Below are 18,020 nucleotides of genomic sequence, written 5' to 3' on the forward strand. Positions count from 1 at the left end.
GCAGGCGGCCCGCCTCCCCCCGGAGACGGGCCGCTGCCCCCAACAAGGCTGCAGTCCCGCAGCCGAGTAGCTTGATGGTCAGGCTGCTTCGGCCTGGGCGTCGGGATCGCGCAGCACATAGCCGCGGCCCCAGACGGTTTCGATGTAGTTCTCCCCGCCGCAGGCATGCGCCAGCTTCTTGCGCAGCTTGCAGATGAACACGTCGATGATCTTCAGTTCGGGTTCGTCCATGCCACCGTAAAGGTGGTTCAGGAACATTTCCTTGGTCAGCGTGGTGCCCTTGCGCAGCGAAAGCAGCTCGAGCATCGCATATTCCTTGCCCGTCAGGTGGACGCGGGCACCATCGACCTCGACGGTCTTGGCATCGAGGTTCACCGCAAGCTTGCCGGTGCGGATGACCGACTGGGAATGACCCTTCGATCGGCGCACCACGGCATGGATGCGAGCGACGAGTTCTTCGCGGTGGAAAGGCTTGGTAACGTAATCGTCCGCGCCGAAACCGAAGGAACGGACCTTCGAATCCATTTCCGAAATACCGGAAAGAATAAGTACCGGCGTCTGCACCTTGGCGACGCGAAGCTTCTTCAGCACGTCGTACCCGTGCATGTCGGGCAGGTTCAGGTCGAGGAGGATAATGTCGTAATCATAGAGTTTGCCTAGATCGAGGCCCTCTTCGCCCAGGTCGGTCGAATAGACATTAAAGCCCTCAGTCGTCAGCATCAGTTCGATGGCGCGAGCCGTGGTCGGCTCGTCCTCGATCAAAAGTACTCGCATGGGTGGTCCCCCTTTGCCCCGTACCGTCAACGCCTCGGTAAACGGCGTTTCCGACAATTAACTATAGGACCTATGAAGAGGAAAGGTTAATTTAGCGTAAAAGGTCGAAATCTGGGGTCTCTGGGTAATTCCTGTGTCCAACCCCTGAATTCGTCACCCTTCTATTACGCGCGTTTCCGGGTGGTGACGATCAAGGTGACGACGGATAATCTTCAGGTTGCGCGTGTTCGAACGGTAAAGGAAGTCGAACAGATCGCCAGCCAGGGGGATCGCGCCGATGGCGGTATCGATGCCGATATTGGCGATCATCCGCCATTGCTTCCAGCGCGGCAGGCCAAGGTTGCGCGCTTCCCAGACGGCATAGGCGCCCATGGCTGCAGTAAGGATATCACCGGCGAAAGGGACAAGCCCGGCTATCGCATCGAGCCCCACCTTGCGGCGCAGGACGGGTATGGTCACCGCCCGTTCGAGCAGTTTTTCCATCGCCTCGATCCGGCGGCGGACTTCCGCAGGGCTTGAGCCAAGGGGCACTTCGGGCGCCATGCGGCGGACCTTGTTAAGCGTTTCCATCGGGCGCGACCCTTTCAGAACCGGCAGCGCCACGCCGGCGCCTCACCCTATTTGGGGCGTCGTGCCAGTGCCAGCAAGGGGTGATGTCCGCGCGGGTTTGCAACGAAGCCCGGTTGCGGATCGCGCACAAGTGCCCAGCGCACCGGTGTGCCGAGCGGAATATAGCCGTTTGCCATGGTCAGCTGCGCTTCCGCTTCGGTCAGCAATTCCGCGCGCTTGGCCGGATCGGTTGCCGCGCGGGCATCTGCTGCCCGGCGGTCTGCCGTGGCGCTGCAGACCGGCCGGCCGGCATTGCAGGCGAACTGGTTGAGGTACCAGTCGGCCCGGCCATAGCGTGCCACGGCATCGACCAGTCGCAGGTCCGCGGCCGCATTCATCGCCACCCGGCGCAGCCTGAGCCCGACTGCTCCCAGATCCGCTTCAAGCCTGGCAAACACGGCATCGGAACCCGGGCCCTGGGGCAGGGCGATCCGCAGGGTTGCTGCATCGGGGTCCTTGGTCCATTTCGCCAGCCGCTGGCTTGCCGTGGCGCGGCGGGCGGCCATGTCGATGCCCGACCACCGCTCGCCGATGCCTGCAGGTGCATCGCCTGCCGTTGCCGGGACGAGGCGGCCGGTGGGCATCCAGCCGGGAATGCCCAGGTCTGCCGCCAAAGCATCGCGGTCGATTGCCATGGCCAGCGCCTCGCGCAGTTCGGCCCTGGCCAGCAGGCCCTCGCCATTGACGATGACCAGCCCGAACAGGCCTGCCACGGCATCGCTGCGCAGGAAACGCTGGGAAATCCCGGAAACGGCGCGTCCCAGGCCATAGTCGACCAGGGTGCCGCCCATTACGATGTCCGTCCTGCCATCGGCGAAAGCCTTGGTGGCGGCATCCGCCTCAAGCGGCGTAACGCGCAGCTTGCGGATCGTCTCCTGCCAGGTGGGATCTTCGGGCAAGCCGCGCTTTTCCGGTGCCACCGGCCGCAGGATGATTGCCCCTTTCTCGCGCCGCAACTGGAACGGGCCGGTCCCCCGTCCGCGATCGAGCAGGGCGAGTTCGGGCTGGGCGAGAAGGTCCAGCAGGTCGGGCACCGGACGCGACAGGCGTACCTCCAGAACCCGCCCGGTCATCGCCCGGATCTCGCTGATACCGTCAAGGTCAAGCGCCAGCGAGGTGCCGCGCAGGCCCGCGAGCGCCTGCTTCAGCGCATCGCGCGCTTTTTCCCCGCTGATCGGGCCACCCCCGGCATCGCTGCCCGCGCGCAGGCGGAAGATATAGGACAGGCCATCGTCGGTTACGATCCAGCGCTCCGCCAGGGCCGGAACGACGCGCCCCTCGGAATCGAATGCCACCAGACCCTCGGCGGTCGCGGCGCGAACCAGCCGCCCGTTGTCGCTCAGCCGCAGGCCTGCTTCCAGCAGCTCGTTCTGCGATCCGATGACAGTAATCTCAGCCTCGTCCTCGTCGACTTGCCGGCAGGCGGGCAGGGCCAGCAGAGCCAGACAGGCGGCGAGGACTTTTACCGGATAAAGGCGGTTGGGCATTGCGACATGGGTTAGGCCCGGACCGGGCAAACCTCAAGCCGCAGCAATCAGATCTTGCGCAGCGGGCCGTCGCGGCGGCTGCCAATTGCCGCGAAGGGGCGGTGGATCAGCAGGCTGTCATTGGCCGCTCCGGCGCTTTGCGCCGCGCGGGCCAGCTTGGGATCGATCTCGTCGCGGAAAGCGATGCCGAAGCGGTTGTCCTGGACCCATGCAATGGTGCCCTCGGTCCAGCCGATGTTCCGCAGGTTCACCCAGACGACCATGCCGCGCATGGCGCGCACCGAGCCTTCGGCCATCATGCCGCCGGCCGAAAGGTTGCGCATCTTGATGCGATGATCGATCTGTTCGCCGTCGATCCGCAGGTCGACAAGGACAAACAGGCTGTCGCGCGCGATTTGCCGGTTATCCGTCCCGCCCATGGTGTCTGCACTGCCTCCGCACGAAAAGCCCGCGCCCCCTGCGATACAGGCGCAGCTTGTTCATCCAATCGCGCGGAAAATAGCCGAAAGGCGGCAAACAACCCGTTAACAAACGCCTCCGGAAAGCGACGAAATGGACCGTCGCTCCGGAAAACATTTCCTCCGCTTGCCCAAGGGCGCGATCAATCGTCGCGCGATACCTTTTCGCGGCGTTCGTGGGCTTCCTGCGCTTCCACCGTCATCGTGGCGATGGGGCGCGCGATCAGGCGGCCAAGGCCGATGGGTTCGCCAGTCACCTCGCAATAGCCGTATTCGCCTTCCTCGATGCGGCGCAGGGCCGAATCGATCTTGGCGATCAGCTTGCGCTGCCGGTCACGTGTGCGCAGCTCGATACCCCAATCGGTTTCGCTTGACGCACGATCGTTGAGGTCGGGTTCGCGGATCGGCCCTTCCTGAAGGTTCTGCAGGGTATCTGCCGAAGAGTCGAGGATCGCGCGCTTCCATGCCGAAAGCAGCCGCCGGAAATAATCCAGCTGCGGTTCGGACATGTACTCTTCATTGTCGTTGGGAACATAGTCGCCGGCCAGGGCGCGCTTGGCCTTGGCCAGAATATCGATATCGTCAGCCGAAGCAGTGGGCATCAAGAAATCCTTCGCCTCCCAGGAGGTCGGCCCGGAGGCATCCCACGGTTCCGGATTTTTTCCGGTAACTGCCCCAGCGCCGATGTGAGCGGGCCTATAGTGGCGGGGCTTCACGCGCACAAGCGCAATCGCCGTCGAGTCCCGCTAATGCACTTTTTAACCTTTGCATTAACCTTTTGTTGACCATGATCGCCCAGCTTGGCCCTGTCGGCGGACACATGGGAATCCGCCTTTAGGGGGTACGAAGGATGAGCGCAGCCTGGATCAAGCCGGCCGAATTCAGCCCGGCGGATGAAACCGGAACCGACCTGCTCGTGGCGAGCTGCCTGGCCGCTGCCGCACAGGGAGATGTCTCTGCCTACTTCGATCTGGGGGTCGCCTATTCCACCGGAAGCCATGGTGCTCCGTGCGACCTGATCGAAGCGCACAAGTGGTTCAACCTTGCCGCTGTTGCCGGTTACGACGATGCTGCCCAGTGCCGCGCCGATGTTGCCGACGAGATGACGGCCCGCGAGATTGCCGAGGCCCAGCGCCGCGCCCGCGAGTGGATCGCCGCGACCAGCCGCAAAGCCGCCTGACATTATCCTTTCCGGAACGGGGTCCTTTCGCCCAGCCACAGCTGCTCGGCCCTGACCCCGGCCCGCTCCTTTTCCAGAAAATCCGCAACCGCCGCCCGGAAGCCGGGATGGACGATGTAGTGCGCCGACCAGGTCTCAACCGGCTCATAGCCGCGGGCCAGCTTGTGCCCCCCCTGCGCACCCGCTTCGACACGTGACAAGCCCAGTTCGATCGCTGCATCGATGGCTTGGTAATAGCACAGCTCGAAGTGCAGGAACGGCTTGTCGATCAGCGCGCCCCAGTACCGGCCATAGAGCGCCCGCGCGCCGATGAAGTTCAGCGCGCCTGCCATCGGCCTGCCATCGATCTCGGCGATGACCAGCAGGACCTTGTCGGCCATGCGCTCGCCAAGCAGCGAAAAGGCCTCGCGCGTGAGATAGGGCCTGCCCCATTTGCGTGCGCCGGTATCCTGATAGAATTGCCAGAAGGCGTCCCAGTGCGCTTCCCTGATCTCGGAGCCGGTCAGGCGGCGGATGGTCACACCCTCCTGCGCCGCGCGCCGCTCCTTGCGCAGCGTCTTGCGCTTGGCGGAGGAGAGCACGGCCAGGAAATCCTCGAAAGTGGCATAGCCGCGATTTTCCCAGTGAAACTGGATGTCGCTGCGCAGCATCCACCCGGCAGCCTCGAACAGCGGCAATTGCGCCGGTTCGATGAAGGTGGCGTGGGCCGACGACAGGCCGTTCGCCTCGCACACCTGTTCCGCCGCGCGAAGAAGCGCAGGCGCGAGCGCCGGGTCCCGGGTCAGCACGCGCGGACCGGTGGCCGGGGTGAAGGGCACGGCGATCTGCAGCTTGGGATAGTAAGACCCGCCCGCGCGGTGCCAGGCATCGGCCCAGGCATGATCGAAGACATATTCGCCCTGGCTGTGCTGCTTGAGGTAGGCTGGCAGGGCGGCGACCGGACCTGCGTCATCCAGCGAAAGCACCAGCGGAGCCGGCGTCCACCCGGTTCCCTTGCCGACACTGCCCGACTCTTCCAGCAAGGACAGGAAGACATGCGAGACGAAGGGATTGCCGCCATCGTGCAGGGCGTCCCAATCCGCGGCGGCAATGGCGCCGACGGAATCGGCGAGTTCCACTTTCGCAGCCATGCTCACGCCACTCCGGCGCCCTCGGCAATGGGCGCATCGGCATGGGCCGCAGCCCTTTCGCGCAGGTCCGCGTTGCGCACCGTCCATGTCGCCACGGGCAGGCCTCGCCTGCGCTGGCTGGCGGCGAAACGGCTCGGCAGGTCACGCACGTCGTAGGCGAGGAAATCGGGCTTTGCGATCCACAACCACAAGTGGCGTCGCAAGCGGCCGGGCAGGGCCTTGTCGTTTTCCTCGGTGAGGACCAGCCCCCGGGTCGTCAGCGGCGAATGGCGGGCAAACCAAGCGCAGACGCGCGGGTCAAAGCTCATCACCGCGTGCGGCCCCTGGTAGCCTTCAAGCGCGCGCCGCACCGCCAGGCAGATCGCCGGGACAGGCCGCTCGCGTCGTGATTTCACTTCGATGAGGATCGGCACCCTCCCGCCGACAAGATCGAGCACTTGCCGCAGGTGGGGGATGGTGTCGGTGCCGCCGGAAAGGCGGATCGTCCCGAGCTGCGCGGCGCTGCGCGCATTGACCGGCCCGCTCTCGCCCGTCAGCCGGTCAAGCTCGAAATCGTGGAAGACCATGGCCTGGTCATCGCTGGATTTCTGGACGTCGCACTCGATGCCCCAGCCGCGTTCGATGGCAGCGGCGAAGGCGGCGGGCGAATTTTCCGGCAGCCCATCTCCATGCAGCCCGCGGTGCGCGAACCGCGCGCCGGGCAGCCAGCTTGCCCGGCCCCCGTCAGGGGCCGGCGCCAGCCAGCGATCAAGCGGCGCTAACAGCGACAATGGCATCAACCTCTACCGCGGCGCCCAGCGGCAGGCAGGGCACGCCAACGGCGCTGCGGGCATGCTTGCCGGCATCGCCGAACACCGCGACCATCAGCTCCGAGGCGCCGTTGATCACCTTGGGCTGGTCGGTGAAGGCGCCGGTCGAATTGACGAAACCACCCAGCTTGACCACCCGTTCGACCCGCGAGAGCGAACCGAGCGCGGCCTTGAGCTGGGCCAGGATCATCAGCCCGCAGGCCTGCGCGGCGGCATTGCCCAGTTCCGCAGGAACATCCTCGCCCAGCCGCCCGGTCACCAGCTTGCCATCGATGAACGGCAACTGGCCCGAGACGTGCGCCAGCCCGCCCGCGACCACGACGGGAACATAGGCGGCCACGGGGGCGGCGGGTTCGGGAAGGACAAGGCCGAGTGCGGCCAGGCGGCTTTCGATGTCTGCGTCAGTCATGCAAGTCTCCGTAAAGCCTGCCGGTTATCCAGGGCAAGGCCTCGTTCCACGAATCGATCCGGGCGTGGGCATGGCCGGCCTTGTGCGCGCAATGGATATGCGGGGCGAGCAGCGGCTCGCCGCACAGGTGCAGGCGATGCACCTGCGGGGCCAGTTCGGCGACCGAGCCGTGATGGTGGGCAATGTCATCGACGAACAGCGCCCGGCTCGGCGCATACTCGGCAACAATGCGCTGCAGGGCCGGACCTTTCGGGCCCAGGTTGGTAAAGACCCTCAGGTCCAGCCCGTGCGCGGCAAGCTGGGCCGTGCGCGCGGCGTTGAAGTGATCGCCCAGGTTGGTGAGCACCACGACATCGGCCTCGCGGGCAATCTCGCCAATCGCCTCGATGGCTCCGGCAATCGGATACTGCCGGTCCATCTGGGTTTCGAAGAACTGGTTGAGCAGCCGCCAGGTTTCCTCTGCCGGCACCAGTTCGCCGGTGTCGGCACGATGCACCGCCTTGCCGAAATCGTTGCCGTTCCAGTGGAAATCGATGCCGTGGAATTCGAACAGCCAGTCGCGGAAGGGCTTCACCATGTGCAGCAGCACTTCATCGCAATCGGTGATCAGCAGGGGGCGGCTCATCGTGCCAGCCTTTCAGCCGCGGCGGCGAGCTGCGCCGGCGCAACCCCCAGCGCCTCGCTTGCCGCAACCAGATCGGGCTCATGCGCGCAGAGGAAATCGAGCACGGCACCCAGCATGCCGGGATCGCCCAGCCCGCCGCGCAGGTCATCCGGGGCAAGGCCGGTCAGCGCCAGCAGTCGCTGGGCGCGATTTTCGTCCGAAAGCACCCAGCCCAGCGCTCCCAGCGCCAGCACCTGGGGATCGGCTTCGGGGGATGGAGGCTCGCGGAGAATTGCCAGTTCCTTCGATTTGGGATTAGAGGACGCGCATGGCAAAGCGCATCCTTGTTGTCGAGGACAACGACCTCAACCGCAAGTTGTTCTGCGACGTCCTGAAGAGCCAGGGCTACGCGGTGGAACCTGTGGCCGACGGCCACGTCGCGCTGGATCGTGCGCGAGACTTTGTCCCCAACCTGATCATCATGGACATCCAGCTTGCCGACGTTTCCGGCGTGGAGCTGATCGAGAAGGCCAAGGCCGATCCGATCCTGCGCCCGATTCCGGTGCTGGCCGTCACCGCCTATGCCGGCAAGGGCGATGAGGAGCGCATCCGCGATGCCGGCGCGGAAGGCTACTTGGCCAAGCCGGTCTCGATCGGGCCGTTCATGATGGCGGTGAAGGGGCTGGTCGAGCGCGCCTGATTATCGGGCGTCCGGGTGCTGCCAAAGCGCGGCTTCCCGCCTGATCCACCCGGCGCCACTCGTGATCGACGCACGAGTGCCTCCACTTCGTGAAGCCTATTCTTCCTTGAACTTGTCGTGGCACTGCTTGCAGGCCGCGCCGGCTTCCTTCACCGCCTCCTGCAGGGTGACAACCGGCTGGCCGGCGGCGAAGGCGTCAGCGGCCGTCGAAAGCTTGGCGGATGCTGCCTGGAACTGGTCGAGCCGCGCCTTGAATTCGGCAGGCTGGGTCCAGACTTCCTGCTTGGTCTCGGTGCGCAGGCCATCGGCTGGGCCGCTGCCGGCGGGGAACCAGCCGGGCATGTCCTTGGCCTTTGCCGCCACGGTGACCACGGCGGCGCGGATCTTCTGCGCGTCGGGGGCCTGGGCCTTCATTTCATCGTTGATCGTCTTGAAGGCATCGCCCAGCGCCTCGAAATTCTCGTGCCGCGCATCGGCGGCACGGCCGCCGGGGGTGTCGGGATTGCCGCAGGCGGCAAGCGCCAGCAGGGGCAGGATCAGCGTGGTTCGGGCGATGGCATGGCGCATGGGAACGGCCTTCTTCCTCTCGTCGCGGTCGGCCCCGTGCCGACCGGTGTCTCGCTTCATGCCTGCAAGCGGGCCCCTTGCCAAGTTGTCACGACGGCGGACAGCGCCCCGGCAAGGCTTGACTTTTTCGCTCCATCGCCGCTTTTCGGCCCCAATCCCCGGCCAAGGGGCCGCACCAGACTTCGGGAGCACGTTTACGCATGGACCGCCAAGCCACTGACGAGAGGATCCGCGAGCTGATCGCCCCCTTCAACAAGAAGGGCGTGGAGATCGGCGATGCGACGACCTTTGCCGACGACCTGGAACTGGACAGCCTTTCGGTGATGGATTTCGTCGCCGCGATCGAGGATGAATTCGACATCATCATCTCGATGAACCAGCAGGCCGAGATCGAGAACTACGGCCAGCTGGTCGATGCCGTGGTGAAGCTGCGCGCATGAGCGACCTGTTCTCCAAGTTCGACCCGCTGATCGAACTGCGCCGCAACCTGCTCTCCGCCGGGCAGGAGGACCCGTTTGGTCTGGTGATGGAGAAGGTGATCTCGCCCACCGAAGCGATCTGCAACGGGCGGCCCACGATCCTGCTGGGCACCTACAACTACATGGGCATGACCTTCGATCCCGACGTCATCGCGGCGGGCAAGCAGGCGCTTGACGATTTCGGTGCGGGCACCACCGGCAGCCGCGTGCTGAACGGCACCTATGCCGGGCACAAGGCGGTCGAAGATGCGCTTTGCGAATTCTACGGCATGAAGCACGCCATGGTCTTCTCGACCGGGTACCAGGCGAACCTGGGCATCATCTCCACCGTCGCCGGAAAGGGCGATTACGTGGTGCTCGACATCGATAGCCACGCCTCGATCTGGGATGGCTGCAAGATGGGCGATGCCGAGGTCGTGCCCTTCAAGCACAACGATATCGAGGCGATGGAAAAGCGCCTGAAGCGCATCCCGGAAGGCGCAGGCAAGCTGGTCGTGCTCGAAGGCGTCTATTCGATGCTGGGCGACATCGCCCCGCTCAAGGAGATGATCAAGGTTGCCAAGGCCAACGGCGCAATGGTGCTGGTGGACGAGGCGCACTCGATGGGCTTCATCGGTCCCAACGGACGCGGCGTGGCGGAAGAACAGGGCTGCCTGGACGATGTGGATTTCGTCATCGGCACCTTCTCGAAATCGGTCGGCACGGTTGGCGGTTTCTGCGTTTCCAACCACCCGAAGTTCGAGATCCTGCGGCTGGTCTGCCGCCCCTATGTGTTCACCGCGAGCCTGCCGCCCAGCGTGGTGGCGACGGCCTGCACCTCGATCCGCAAGCTGATGCATGCCGGCAACAAGCGCGCCCACCTGTGGGAGAATTCGCGCACGCTGCACAAGGGGCTGAAGGATGCCGGCTTCCAGCTCGGCACCGATGAACCGCAGTCGGCGATCATCTCGGTGATCATGCCCGATCTCGAACGCGGCGCCGCCATGTGGGAAGCGCTGCTGCACGAAGGGCTTTACGTCAATCTCGCCCGCCCGCCGGCAACGCCCGCGAACATGACCCTGCTGCGCTGCTCGCTGTGTGCCGAACATACCGCGGAACAGGTGCAGAAGATCATCGGCATGTTCCAGCGGGCCGGGAAAACGGCAGGCATCCTCGGCTGATCGAATGGCGGGGGCGATGGTGCGACCGGGCTGGAAATCTCCTTCTGCCTGGCTGCGCGCCGCCGTCGTCGCGCTGGCCGTAGTGGGGGCCCTGCGCCTTCTTGCCCCGGCCCTGCGCCCGGCCACGCGCGGCATGGCGGACGATGCCTGTCCTTCGGCCGAAGCGTCCCTGTTGGACAAGGCTCTGCTCTCGCTGCGGGTGCTGGGCGGGGATCGACCCTATTTCGATCACTGGACCGCACTCTGCTTCTATGCCGAGGAAAACGCCGCGATCCTGCGCGAAGGGCGCAAGGTGGAGACGGCCTTCATCGGCGATTCGATCACCCGCAACTGGCTGATCAGCGATCCGGCGGCCTTTGCCGGGCCGCAGGTCAATCGCGGCATTTCCGGCCAGTCCGCAGCGCAGGTGCTGGCGCGGTTCCAGTCCGATGTCGTCGCACTGAAGCCGCGCACCGTGCACCTGATGATCGGCACCAATGATGTCGCCGGGCTGCACGGGCCATCGCGTCCGCAGGACTGGCAGGCAGCGATCCGCGCCATGGTCGATCTGGCGCAGGCAAACGGGATTGCCGTCATCCTCGCCACCCTGCCGCCGATGGCAGTCAATCCGGTCGATCCCGATCACCGACCTGCCGAGGTCATCCGACAGCAGAACGCGTGGCTGGCGCAGTTCGCGGCGGAGAAGGGGCTGGTCCTGGCCGATTACCACGCCGCGCTGGCCGATGCCCAAGGCGGCTTCCGGCCGGGCCTGTCGCTCGACGACATTCACCCTTCCGAACAGGGCTATGCCGCGATGAAGCCGGTGCTCGAAGGCGCGCTGGCGGCGGTCTCAGCCAGGCCAGCCGCCGAGGGGCGCTAGGATCACCCTGCCTGCACGGTCGTGGGGTGGGCGCACTTGGCTTCGGCTTCCTTGCCGCCGCCGCCCAGCAGGGTGATGGCGAGGAAGCCCGCTACGACCAGCGCGATGAAACCGGCAGTGGCCAGGCCCAGGTACTTGTCGATGAAGGCCTTGATCGGTGCGCCGAACAGGCGAAACAGTACGCCCACGATCATGAAGCTGATCGCCCGGCTGATCAGGCTGCCCAGCAGGAACACGCCCAGGCCCATGCCGATGAAGCCGGCGGTGATGGTCAGCAGCTTGAACGGGATCGGCGTCGCGCCCTTGGCCACGAAGATCCAGAAGCCGTATTCGTTGAGATAGCAGCGCGCGCTGGGGAAGCTGTCGGTCAGGCCAAGCAGCGCCAGGATCTGCGTACCCAGCGCATCGAACAGGAAATACCCGATGGCATAGCCCAGAAGGCCGCCGGCGACAGAGGCCAGCGTGGCGATCGCGGCAAAGCGCAACGCCTTCTTCGGTTCGGCAAGGCACATCAGGCCGAGCACCGGATGCGGCGGGATCGGGAAGAAGCTCGCTTCGATGAACGAGAACAGCGCCAGCCACCATTCGGCGCGCGGATCCGACGCCTTTGCCATGGTCCATTCGTAAAGGCGACGAAGCATGCGATCTCCCGGGGCGCTAGGTGGCGCCCTATTAGGGGGACTGCGGGAATCCGGCAAGCGCGCAGTCGATTAACCGATATGGTTCTTTGTGCTTGACAGCGTAACGCTGTTATGGCACAAATATGGAACATCGCGATGAACCGATTCGGATCGGTCTTCACCGCCTTCCCGCAACATTTTCCGGAAAGCCCTGCATGGCGGATAAGCCCAAGTCCTGCCCGCGCGCCCCCGTGGCCGTGCGGCAAAAGCCCAGCTTTGCCAAATGGTCGAAGTCCTTTCTCTCCGAACTCGCCGCCACGTCCAACGTTACCGCCTCGGCGCGCAAGGCGGGGGTAACCACCGCCACCGCCTATGATGCCCGCCGCGCCAACCCCGAATTCAACCGCGCCTGGCAGCGCGCCCTGTGCGAAGGCTATGATCACCTTGAGATGGAGCTGCTCCACCGCCTGCGGACCGGCGAGGTAAAGCCGGTTGCCGGGGCAAAGCGCGGCACCCGCGCCTTCGACAATGCCACCGCCTTTCGCCTGCTTGCCGCCCACCGCGACAGCGCCGCACGGCAGCGGGCGATCCAGTCGAACGAGGATGCCGAGAAGATCGTTCTTGCGATCAACGCCAAGCTGGAGGGCATGCGCCGCCGAATGCTCGCTGCCGCCAGCGAACCCCAGGGCGTGACGATCGCAGGGCAGGTCAGCGATGAACGCCGCGAACCGTAATGCCCTGCTCGCCTGGTTGCTCGACCAGGAAGAGGAGGTAAGGCTTGAGCACCTGCGCAGGCTATCCGAGGAAGAACGCAAGGAATTCGCCTCGCACTGGCGGCTTTGGGCCCGCAAGGACCAGCTCGCGCCTGCCGGTGACTGGCGCACCTGGCTGATCATGGCCGGTCGCGGTTTTGGCAAGACCCGCGCCGGGGCCGAATGGGTCCGCGCCGTGGCCGACAGCGATCCGCAGGCGCGCATCGCGCTGGTCGGCGCCTCGCTGGTTGAGGCGCGCTCGGTCATGGTGGAAGGGGAAAGCGGCCTGCTCGCGGTTTGCCCGCCGGGTCGCTGCCCTACCTTCGAACCCTCGTTGCGGCGGCTGACCTGGCCGAACGGCGCGCAGGCGCTGCTCTATTCCGCGCTTGAGCCCGAAGGCCTGCGTGGCCCGCAGCACAGCCACGCCTGGTGCGACGAAATTGCCAAGTGGGACAACGGCAGCTCGCGCGCCATGCGCGTGTGGGACAACCTGCTGCTCGGCATGCGTCTGGGCGAAAGCCCGCGGGTGCTGGCCACCACCACGCCGCGCGCGGTGCCGCTGATGCGCCGCGTGCTCTCGCGCGAGGAGGATGGCGTCGTCGTCACGCGGGGGCGGACAGAGGATAATGCCGCCAACCTGCCCGGCCGCTTCGTGCGCGATATCCGGCGCGAATATGGCCGTTCGCAGCTCGGCCGGCAGGAACTGGACGGCGAACTTCTCGAAGATATCGAAGGCGCGCTGTGGACCCGCGCCCTGATCGAGGCGGCGCGCGAGGGTTTCCCCTCGGCGTCGCCTCTGCAGCCGGAAAGCGCCCGCATCGTGATCGGCGTCGATCCGCCTGCCTCGGCGGGCGGCGATGCCTGCGGGATCATCGTCTGCGCCCTGGGCCATGATGGCATCGCCCGTGTGCTTGCCGATGCAAGCGTTACCCGGCCCAGCCCGGAGCGCTGGGCCCGCGCCGTCGCCAGCGCCGCCAGGGCCTGGACTGCCGACCGTGTCGTTGCCGAAGCCAACCAGGGTGGCGCCATGGTCGAAAGCGTATTGCGCGCCGCCGATGTCGCCCTGCCGCTCAGGCTGGTCCATGCCAGCAAGGGCAAGTCCGCGCGCGCCGAACCCGTTGCCGCACTCTACGAAGCGGGCCGCGTTCGCCACTGCGGGACTTTCCCGGCGCTGGAGGACGAACTGTGCGGCCTGATGGCCGGAGGCGCCTACGAGGGCCCGGGCCGATCGCCCGACCGCGCCGACGCGCTGGTCTGGGCCTTGACCGAACTGTGCTTGAAAAGCCGCGCCGCTCCGCGCGTCCACACCGATTTTTGACGAACGAAAGGCCCCCCATGTCCTTCCTCCAGACGCTTGCCGCCGCCTTCAAGGGCGGGGGTGATCGCGTGCCGCTGGCGCGCGCCTATACTTCTCCGTGGATCCTTGCCGAGGCCCATGCCGCCCGCGCGCCATTCGAATACCAGGGGGCGGTGCGGCGGGCCTATCTCGACAATCCGGTGGCCCAGCGCGCGGTGCGGCTGGTGGCGGAATCGATCGGGCAGGCACCGATGCTTCCTGTCGATCCCGCACTGGCGGCGCTGGTTTCCGAAACCAGTGCCGGGCAGCCCCTGCTTGAAACCCTGGCGGCGCAGCTTGTGCTGCATGGCAATGCCTTCGCGCAGGTGGTCAAGGACGGGCGCGGGCGGCCGATCGAACTCTTCGCCCTGCGCCCCGAACGCATGAGCGCCCAGCTTGGCGCCGACGGCTGGCCCACGGCCTGGACCTATCGCGTCGGCGAGAACGTGCTGACGATCCCGGTGCTGGACGAGGACGCGAGCCCCAACGTCATCCACATCCGCCACTTCCATCCGGTGGACGATCACTATGGCGCCGGCTGCCTTTCTGCTGCCGATCAGGCCGTGGCGATCCACAATGCCGCGAGCCTGTGGAACCGCGCCCTGCTCGACAATTCCGCCCGCCCGTCCGGCGCGCTGGTCTATGATGCGGGCGATGCAGGGGGGCTGACTGCCGACCAGTTCGACCGTCTGAAAGCCGAACTGGCCAATGCCTTCTCCGGCCGCGACAATGCCGGGCGCCCGATGCTGCTTGAAGGCGGGCTGAAGTGGCAGTCGCTGTCGCTTTCGCCGGCGGACATGGACTTTGCCACGCTCAAGGCTGCCGCGGCGCGCGATATTGCACTCGCCTTCGGGGTGCCGCCGATGCTGCTCGGCCTGCCGGGCGATTCGACCTATGCCAATTACCGCGAGGCCAACCGCGCTCTCTGGCGGCTGACGCTGCTGCCGCTGGCCGGCAAGCTGCTGGGCGCCCTGGGCGAGGGGTTGAAGACCTGGTTTGCCGACGAAAAGCTGGCCGTCGATCTCGATCGCGTGCCTGCCCTGGCCGAGGATCGCGAGCGGCTGTGGTCGCAGGTCAGCGCGGCTGATTTCCTTTCGTCCGATGAAAAGCGTGCCCTGCTGGGCCTGCCCCCGCGCGCGGATGCCGACGCGGAGGCTGCCCAAGCGCCCGCGAAGCCCACCCGCTCAAGGAACAAAACATGAACCGAGAAGACATGCTTGCCGGCCTGATTGCCCAGGCCGCGAGCACCGGCGCCGACCTGGTGACCCTGCGCGCCATTGTCGAGGAATCGAGCGAGCTGGGCGCGGTGCGCGTGCTGGCCCGCATGGGCCTCGACGATGCCAAGGCGCACGAGGACCTTTCCGAGCTGCGCGAACTGCTCGCCGCCTGGCGCGATGCCAAGCGCTCCGCCTGGCGCGCCTTCGTTTCTTGGGCGCTGCGCGGCGCGGCGGCGCTGCTGCTCATCGGCCTCGCCTATCGCCTCGGATTTTCGGAGATGCTGTCATGACTGAACCCGCGCCCACGGCCCTGCGTTTCGCCGGCTATGCCGCCCTGTTCGGCAGGCGCGATGCGGGGCTCGATGTCATTGCCCCCGGCGCCTTCGCCCGCAGTCTGGCCGAGCGGTCCGCGCCTTACCCGCTGCTGTGGCAGCACCGGCCGGACCTGCGCATCGGCTGGATCGAAAAGATCGCCGAAGACAAGCGCGGCCTGCGCGTGCTTGCCCGCATCGACAACCCCGTAGGCGGGGCGGCCACCGCGCTGAAGCGCGGCTCGGTCACCGGCCTGTCTTTCGGTTATCGCGTCCGCACCGCCCGCAATGACGGCATCGGCCGCGAGCTTTCCGACCTGCTGCTGTTCGAAGTCAGCCTCGTCACGCACCCGATGCAGCACGGCGCCCGGGTCCATCTCGTCGAATAGCCTCCCCTCCGCTCCAACCAGTCCGGCCGCCAACCCCTTTTCCCATGGGGAATTGCGGTCTTTTTCGTGAAAGGTGAACTGCCCCATGGATACCCCTGTCCCTGTCGATACGCTCGACACCTCCTTCGATATCGTCGCCCGCCAGGATGCCTGCGATGCGGCAATCGAAGGCCTGCGCACCGATGTCGAGGACGTAAAGTCGCGCCTCGACAAGGTATCGCGCGCTGCTGCCCGCCCGGTGCTCGACGGTGCCGCGCCGGTGCCTTCGGTCGAGGTGAAGAGCTTCGTCGATGGCTACCTGCGCCTTGGCCGTGAAGCCGAGGTGAAATCGCTGTCCGGCGCGGTCGCGGCCGATGGCGGCTTTGCCGTCCCGCGCGAGATCGACGAGCGCATCTCTGCCCAACTGAGGAAGATGAGCCCGATCCGCGGCATCGCGCAGGTCGTCCAGGTCGGCACGGCCGGCTATCGCAAGCTGGTGACCACCACCGGAGTCGCTTCCGGCTGGGTCAGCGAAACCGGCGCCCGCCCGGAAACCCAGACGCCAAAGTTCGCCGAAATTGTCCCGCCCTCGGGCGAGCTCTACGCCAATCCGGCGGCAAGCCAGGCCATGCTCGACGATGCGGCCTTCAACCTTGAAGAATGGCTGGCCGGTGAAATCGCCGCCGAATTCGCCCGCGCCGAAGGGGCCGCCTATGTCAGCGGCACCGGCACGAACCAGCCGCGCGGTTTCCTCTCCGCGCCGACTGCGGCCACCGCCGATGCCACCCGCGCCTTCGGCACGCTGCAGTTCATCGGCAGCGGCAATGCCACCGGCTTCGACACGGCGCCGGAACTGAAGCTGATCGACCTGGTCCACGCACTGAAGCCCGGCCATCGCCAGGGCGCCGTCTTCGTGATGAATTCGGCAACGCTTTCGGTGGTGCGCAAGCTCAAGGCGGCGGACGGCTCGTTCCTGTGGCAGCCGGGCATCATGGAAGGCCAGCCGGCCCGCCTGCTGGGCTATCCGGTGGTCGAGGCCGAGGACATGCCGGACGTTGCCGCCAATGCCTTCCCGATCGCCTTCGGCAACTTCCGCAATGGCTACCTGATCACCGAACGGACCGCGACGACGATCCTGCGCGATCCCTACACCAACAAGCCGTTCGTTCACTTCTACGCCACCAAGCGCGTGGGCGGCCAGGTGCTCGATTCGGATGCGATCAAACTGCTGAAGATCTCCACCTGAGGTCTTTGAACCGGCCGGCGAGCGCAGCCCCTCTCGCGCCCCGGCCGGTTTGCGCCCGCGCCTCCCTGCGGCTGCCGCTCCCTTCCCCCGCGGGAGGCGCGGGCGCCTTATCTTTCGCCTGACTGCGGTGCGGAAAGGTCATCCGGCTTTCCCTCGGCACGGCCCGTGCCCGGTGCCGCAAGCTCCCGATGGACCAGGCGCACACTCAAACGAACGGAGACCGCCATGAAGCGGGTTATCGTCGCCCAATCGACGCTTGCGCCACAGGCGCTCGCCGAGCTTAAGGAATGGCTCGGAATCACGACGGCGCAGGAGGACGCCACGCTTGCGGCCCTGATCCTCGCCGCGCTGGAAAGCTGCGAAGGGTTCACTGGCACCCTGCCGATCGAATGCGAATGCGAGGAATTGCTGCCGGTCTCCTCGCAATGGATGCGGATCGAGAGCCGGCCGGTCCATGCCATCACCGCGGTAGAGGCGATCCCCGCCGATGGCCCGCGCGTGACCCTGGAAACGGGCGCCTACGCGATCGAATTTGCCGCTGACGGAGCGGGGCTGGTCCGCATTGTCGATCCCGGGCTCGCCACCCGCGTGGCGGTTCGCTTCACGGCAGGACTGGCTCCCGATTGGACGGCGCTGCCCGATGGCCTGCGTCACAGTGTGGTGCGGCTCGCCGCCTATCATTACCGTCAGCGCGAAGGCGACGCAGGGCAGGCCCATCCGCCCGCCGCGGTTGCCGCGCTTTGGCGTCCCTGGCGCAGGCTGCGGCTGGCATGATTGCCACCAGGCCTGCCGCCTCGTTCGAAGGCTTCGCCGCCCGGCTGGCCGACAAGGCCCGGCGCCTGGCCGAAGCACGCGCCGAACTTGATGCCCGCGCCGCGCGCAACGATGCGTCGCGCTGGCGCAGTTCGGCCCTGCTCTGGCCCCTCTTCACCAAAGGATGATGCC

General features: G+C 66.3%; 25 protein-coding genes. 13 read left to right on the forward strand and 12 right to left on the reverse strand.

What is annotated here, in order from left to right; translation table 11 throughout:
- Positions 1–78: 78 nt before the first annotated feature.
- From ctrA to dksA, 5 genes are all read right to left on the reverse strand, one after another.
- Positions 79–774, reverse strand: a complete 696-nt coding sequence (ctrA, locus tag C0V78_RS11215) for a response regulator transcription factor CtrA (protein ID WP_101797790.1) — start codon at positions 772–774, stop codon at positions 79–81.
- A gap of 153 nt (positions 775–927) precedes the next feature.
- Positions 928–1,344 carry a DUF4112 domain-containing protein gene (locus C0V78_RS11220; RefSeq protein ID WP_173843436.1) on the reverse strand — a complete coding sequence of 139 codons (417 nt, stop codon included), beginning with the start codon at positions 1,342–1,344 and terminating at the stop codon, positions 928–930.
- A 47-nt stretch (positions 1,345–1,391) separates the two neighbouring features.
- Complete coding sequence (locus tag C0V78_RS11225) at positions 1,392–2,870, reverse strand: ABC transporter substrate-binding protein (protein ID WP_101797791.1); 1,479 nt, start codon at positions 2,868–2,870, stop codon at positions 1,392–1,394.
- A gap of 47 nt (positions 2,871–2,917) precedes the next feature.
- Complete coding sequence (locus C0V78_RS11230) at positions 2,918–3,289, reverse strand: PilZ domain-containing protein (protein ID WP_101797792.1); 372 nt, start codon at positions 3,287–3,289, stop codon at positions 2,918–2,920.
- 182 nt (positions 3,290–3,471) lie between these two features.
- Positions 3,472–3,930 (reverse strand): RNA polymerase-binding protein DksA, encoded by a 459-nt coding sequence (dksA, locus tag C0V78_RS11235; RefSeq protein WP_101797793.1) that lies wholly within the window; start codon positions 3,928–3,930, stop codon positions 3,472–3,474.
- Positions 3,931–4,178: 248 nt separating this feature from the next.
- On the opposite strand from dksA, the gene C0V78_RS11240 reads away from it, so the two are divergent.
- On the forward strand, positions 4,179–4,508 hold the full coding sequence (locus C0V78_RS11240) for a hypothetical protein (RefSeq protein ID WP_101797794.1): 330 nt from the start codon (positions 4,179–4,181) through the stop codon (positions 4,506–4,508).
- 2 nt (positions 4,509–4,510) lie between these two features.
- On the opposite strand, the gene C0V78_RS11245 is transcribed toward C0V78_RS11240, so the two are convergent.
- From C0V78_RS11245 to C0V78_RS11265, 5 genes are read right to left on the reverse strand one after another with little or no spacing between them, the layout of a single operon-like run.
- Positions 4,511–5,638, reverse strand: a complete 1,128-nt coding sequence (locus C0V78_RS11245) for a GNAT family N-acetyltransferase (RefSeq protein ID WP_101797795.1) — start codon at positions 5,636–5,638, stop codon at positions 4,511–4,513.
- A gap of 2 nt (positions 5,639–5,640) precedes the next feature.
- A complete protein-coding gene (locus C0V78_RS11250) occupies positions 5,641–6,414 on the reverse strand; it encodes a glycerophosphodiester phosphodiesterase family protein (RefSeq protein ID WP_101797796.1) in 774 nt (257 codons plus the stop codon).
- Positions 6,386–6,856, reverse strand: coding sequence for a RidA family protein (locus C0V78_RS11255; protein ID WP_101797797.1), 471 nt, complete (start codon positions 6,854–6,856; stop codon positions 6,386–6,388). The genes C0V78_RS11250 and C0V78_RS11255 overlap by 29 nt, the downstream gene beginning before the upstream one ends.
- A complete protein-coding gene (locus C0V78_RS11260; RefSeq protein WP_101797798.1) occupies positions 6,849–7,481 on the reverse strand; it encodes a hypothetical protein in 633 nt (210 codons plus the stop codon). Before C0V78_RS11260 ends, C0V78_RS11255 begins: the two co-directional genes overlap by 8 nt.
- Complete coding sequence (locus C0V78_RS11265; RefSeq protein ID WP_371514437.1) at positions 7,478–7,714, reverse strand: DUF3572 family protein; 237 nt, start codon at positions 7,712–7,714, stop codon at positions 7,478–7,480. The genes C0V78_RS11260 and C0V78_RS11265 overlap by 4 nt, the downstream gene beginning before the upstream one ends.
- A 74-nt stretch (positions 7,715–7,788) precedes the next feature.
- Between C0V78_RS11265 and C0V78_RS11270 the strand changes: the two genes are divergently transcribed.
- Positions 7,789–8,160 (forward strand): response regulator, encoded by a 372-nt coding sequence (locus C0V78_RS11270; protein WP_101797799.1) that lies wholly within the window; start codon positions 7,789–7,791, stop codon positions 8,158–8,160.
- 96 nt (positions 8,161–8,256) lie between these two features.
- Here the strand turns inward: C0V78_RS11270 and C0V78_RS11275 are convergent, their stop codons facing one another.
- Positions 8,257–8,787 carry a cytochrome c gene (locus C0V78_RS11275; protein WP_101797800.1) on the reverse strand — a complete coding sequence of 177 codons (531 nt, stop codon included), beginning with the start codon at positions 8,785–8,787 and terminating at the stop codon, positions 8,257–8,259.
- Between the two features lie 140 nt (positions 8,788–8,927).
- On the opposite strand from C0V78_RS11275, the gene C0V78_RS11280 reads away from it, so the two are divergent.
- From C0V78_RS11280 to C0V78_RS11290, 3 genes are read left to right on the forward strand one after another with little or no spacing between them, the layout of a single operon-like run.
- The gene (locus C0V78_RS11280; RefSeq protein ID WP_101797801.1) at positions 8,928–9,167 is read left to right on the forward strand and encodes an acyl carrier protein; all 240 of its coding nucleotides are present in this window, start codon (positions 8,928–8,930) and stop codon (positions 9,165–9,167) included.
- Positions 9,164–10,366, forward strand: coding sequence for an aminotransferase class I/II-fold pyridoxal phosphate-dependent enzyme (locus C0V78_RS11285; protein ID WP_101797802.1), 1,203 nt, complete (start codon positions 9,164–9,166; stop codon positions 10,364–10,366). Before C0V78_RS11280 ends, C0V78_RS11285 begins: the two co-directional genes overlap by 4 nt.
- Positions 10,367–10,370: 4 nt before the next feature.
- Positions 10,371–11,225, forward strand: coding sequence for a GDSL-type esterase/lipase family protein (locus tag C0V78_RS11290; RefSeq protein WP_101797803.1), 855 nt, complete (start codon positions 10,371–10,373; stop codon positions 11,223–11,225).
- A 2-nt stretch (positions 11,226–11,227) separates the two neighbouring features.
- On the opposite strand, the gene C0V78_RS11295 is transcribed toward C0V78_RS11290, so the two are convergent.
- The gene (locus C0V78_RS11295; RefSeq protein ID WP_101797804.1) at positions 11,228–11,866 is read right to left on the reverse strand and encodes a YqaA family protein; all 639 of its coding nucleotides are present in this window, start codon (positions 11,864–11,866) and stop codon (positions 11,228–11,230) included.
- 194 nt (positions 11,867–12,060) lie between these two features.
- Here C0V78_RS11295 and C0V78_RS11300 point away from each other — a divergent pair, with 194 nt between their 5' ends.
- The 8 genes from C0V78_RS11300 (at position 12,061) to C0V78_RS14960 (ending at position 18,016) form a co-directional block, all read left to right on the forward strand.
- Positions 12,061–12,579: a hypothetical protein gene (locus C0V78_RS11300; RefSeq protein ID WP_144039883.1), complete on the forward strand. Its 519-nt coding sequence runs from the start codon at positions 12,061–12,063 to the stop codon at positions 12,577–12,579.
- Complete coding sequence (locus tag C0V78_RS11305; protein ID WP_101797806.1) at positions 12,560–13,915, forward strand: DNA-packaging protein; 1,356 nt, start codon at positions 12,560–12,562, stop codon at positions 13,913–13,915. The genes C0V78_RS11300 and C0V78_RS11305 overlap by 20 nt, the downstream gene beginning before the upstream one ends.
- Before the next feature lie 17 nt (positions 13,916–13,932).
- Entirely contained in the window at positions 13,933–15,135 is a 1,203-nt protein-coding gene (locus C0V78_RS11310; RefSeq protein ID WP_101797807.1) for a phage portal protein, read from the forward strand.
- Positions 15,132–15,440 (forward strand): DUF6127 family protein, encoded by a 309-nt coding sequence (locus C0V78_RS11315; protein ID WP_101797808.1) that lies wholly within the window; start codon positions 15,132–15,134, stop codon positions 15,438–15,440. The genes C0V78_RS11310 and C0V78_RS11315 overlap by 4 nt, the downstream gene beginning before the upstream one ends.
- Positions 15,437–15,850, forward strand: a complete 414-nt coding sequence (locus C0V78_RS11320) for an HK97 family phage prohead protease (protein ID WP_101797809.1) — start codon at positions 15,437–15,439, stop codon at positions 15,848–15,850. Before C0V78_RS11315 ends, C0V78_RS11320 begins: the two co-directional genes overlap by 4 nt.
- A gap of 85 nt (positions 15,851–15,935) precedes the next feature.
- Entirely contained in the window at positions 15,936–17,075 is a 1,140-nt protein-coding gene (locus tag C0V78_RS11325) for a phage major capsid protein (protein WP_101797810.1), read from the forward strand.
- Between the two features lie 225 nt (positions 17,076–17,300).
- Complete coding sequence (locus C0V78_RS11330; protein WP_101797811.1) at positions 17,301–17,849, forward strand: phage head-tail connector protein; 549 nt, start codon at positions 17,301–17,303, stop codon at positions 17,847–17,849.
- Positions 17,846–18,016, forward strand: a complete 171-nt coding sequence (locus C0V78_RS14960) for a hypothetical protein (RefSeq protein ID WP_158241545.1) — start codon at positions 17,846–17,848, stop codon at positions 18,014–18,016. Before C0V78_RS11330 ends, C0V78_RS14960 begins: the two co-directional genes overlap by 4 nt.
- Positions 18,017–18,020: the final 4 nt, after the last annotated feature.

It is taken from the genome of Novosphingobium sp. TH158 (assembly GCF_002855555.1).
GTDB lineage: Bacteria > Pseudomonadota > Alphaproteobacteria > Sphingomonadales > Sphingomonadaceae > Novosphingobium.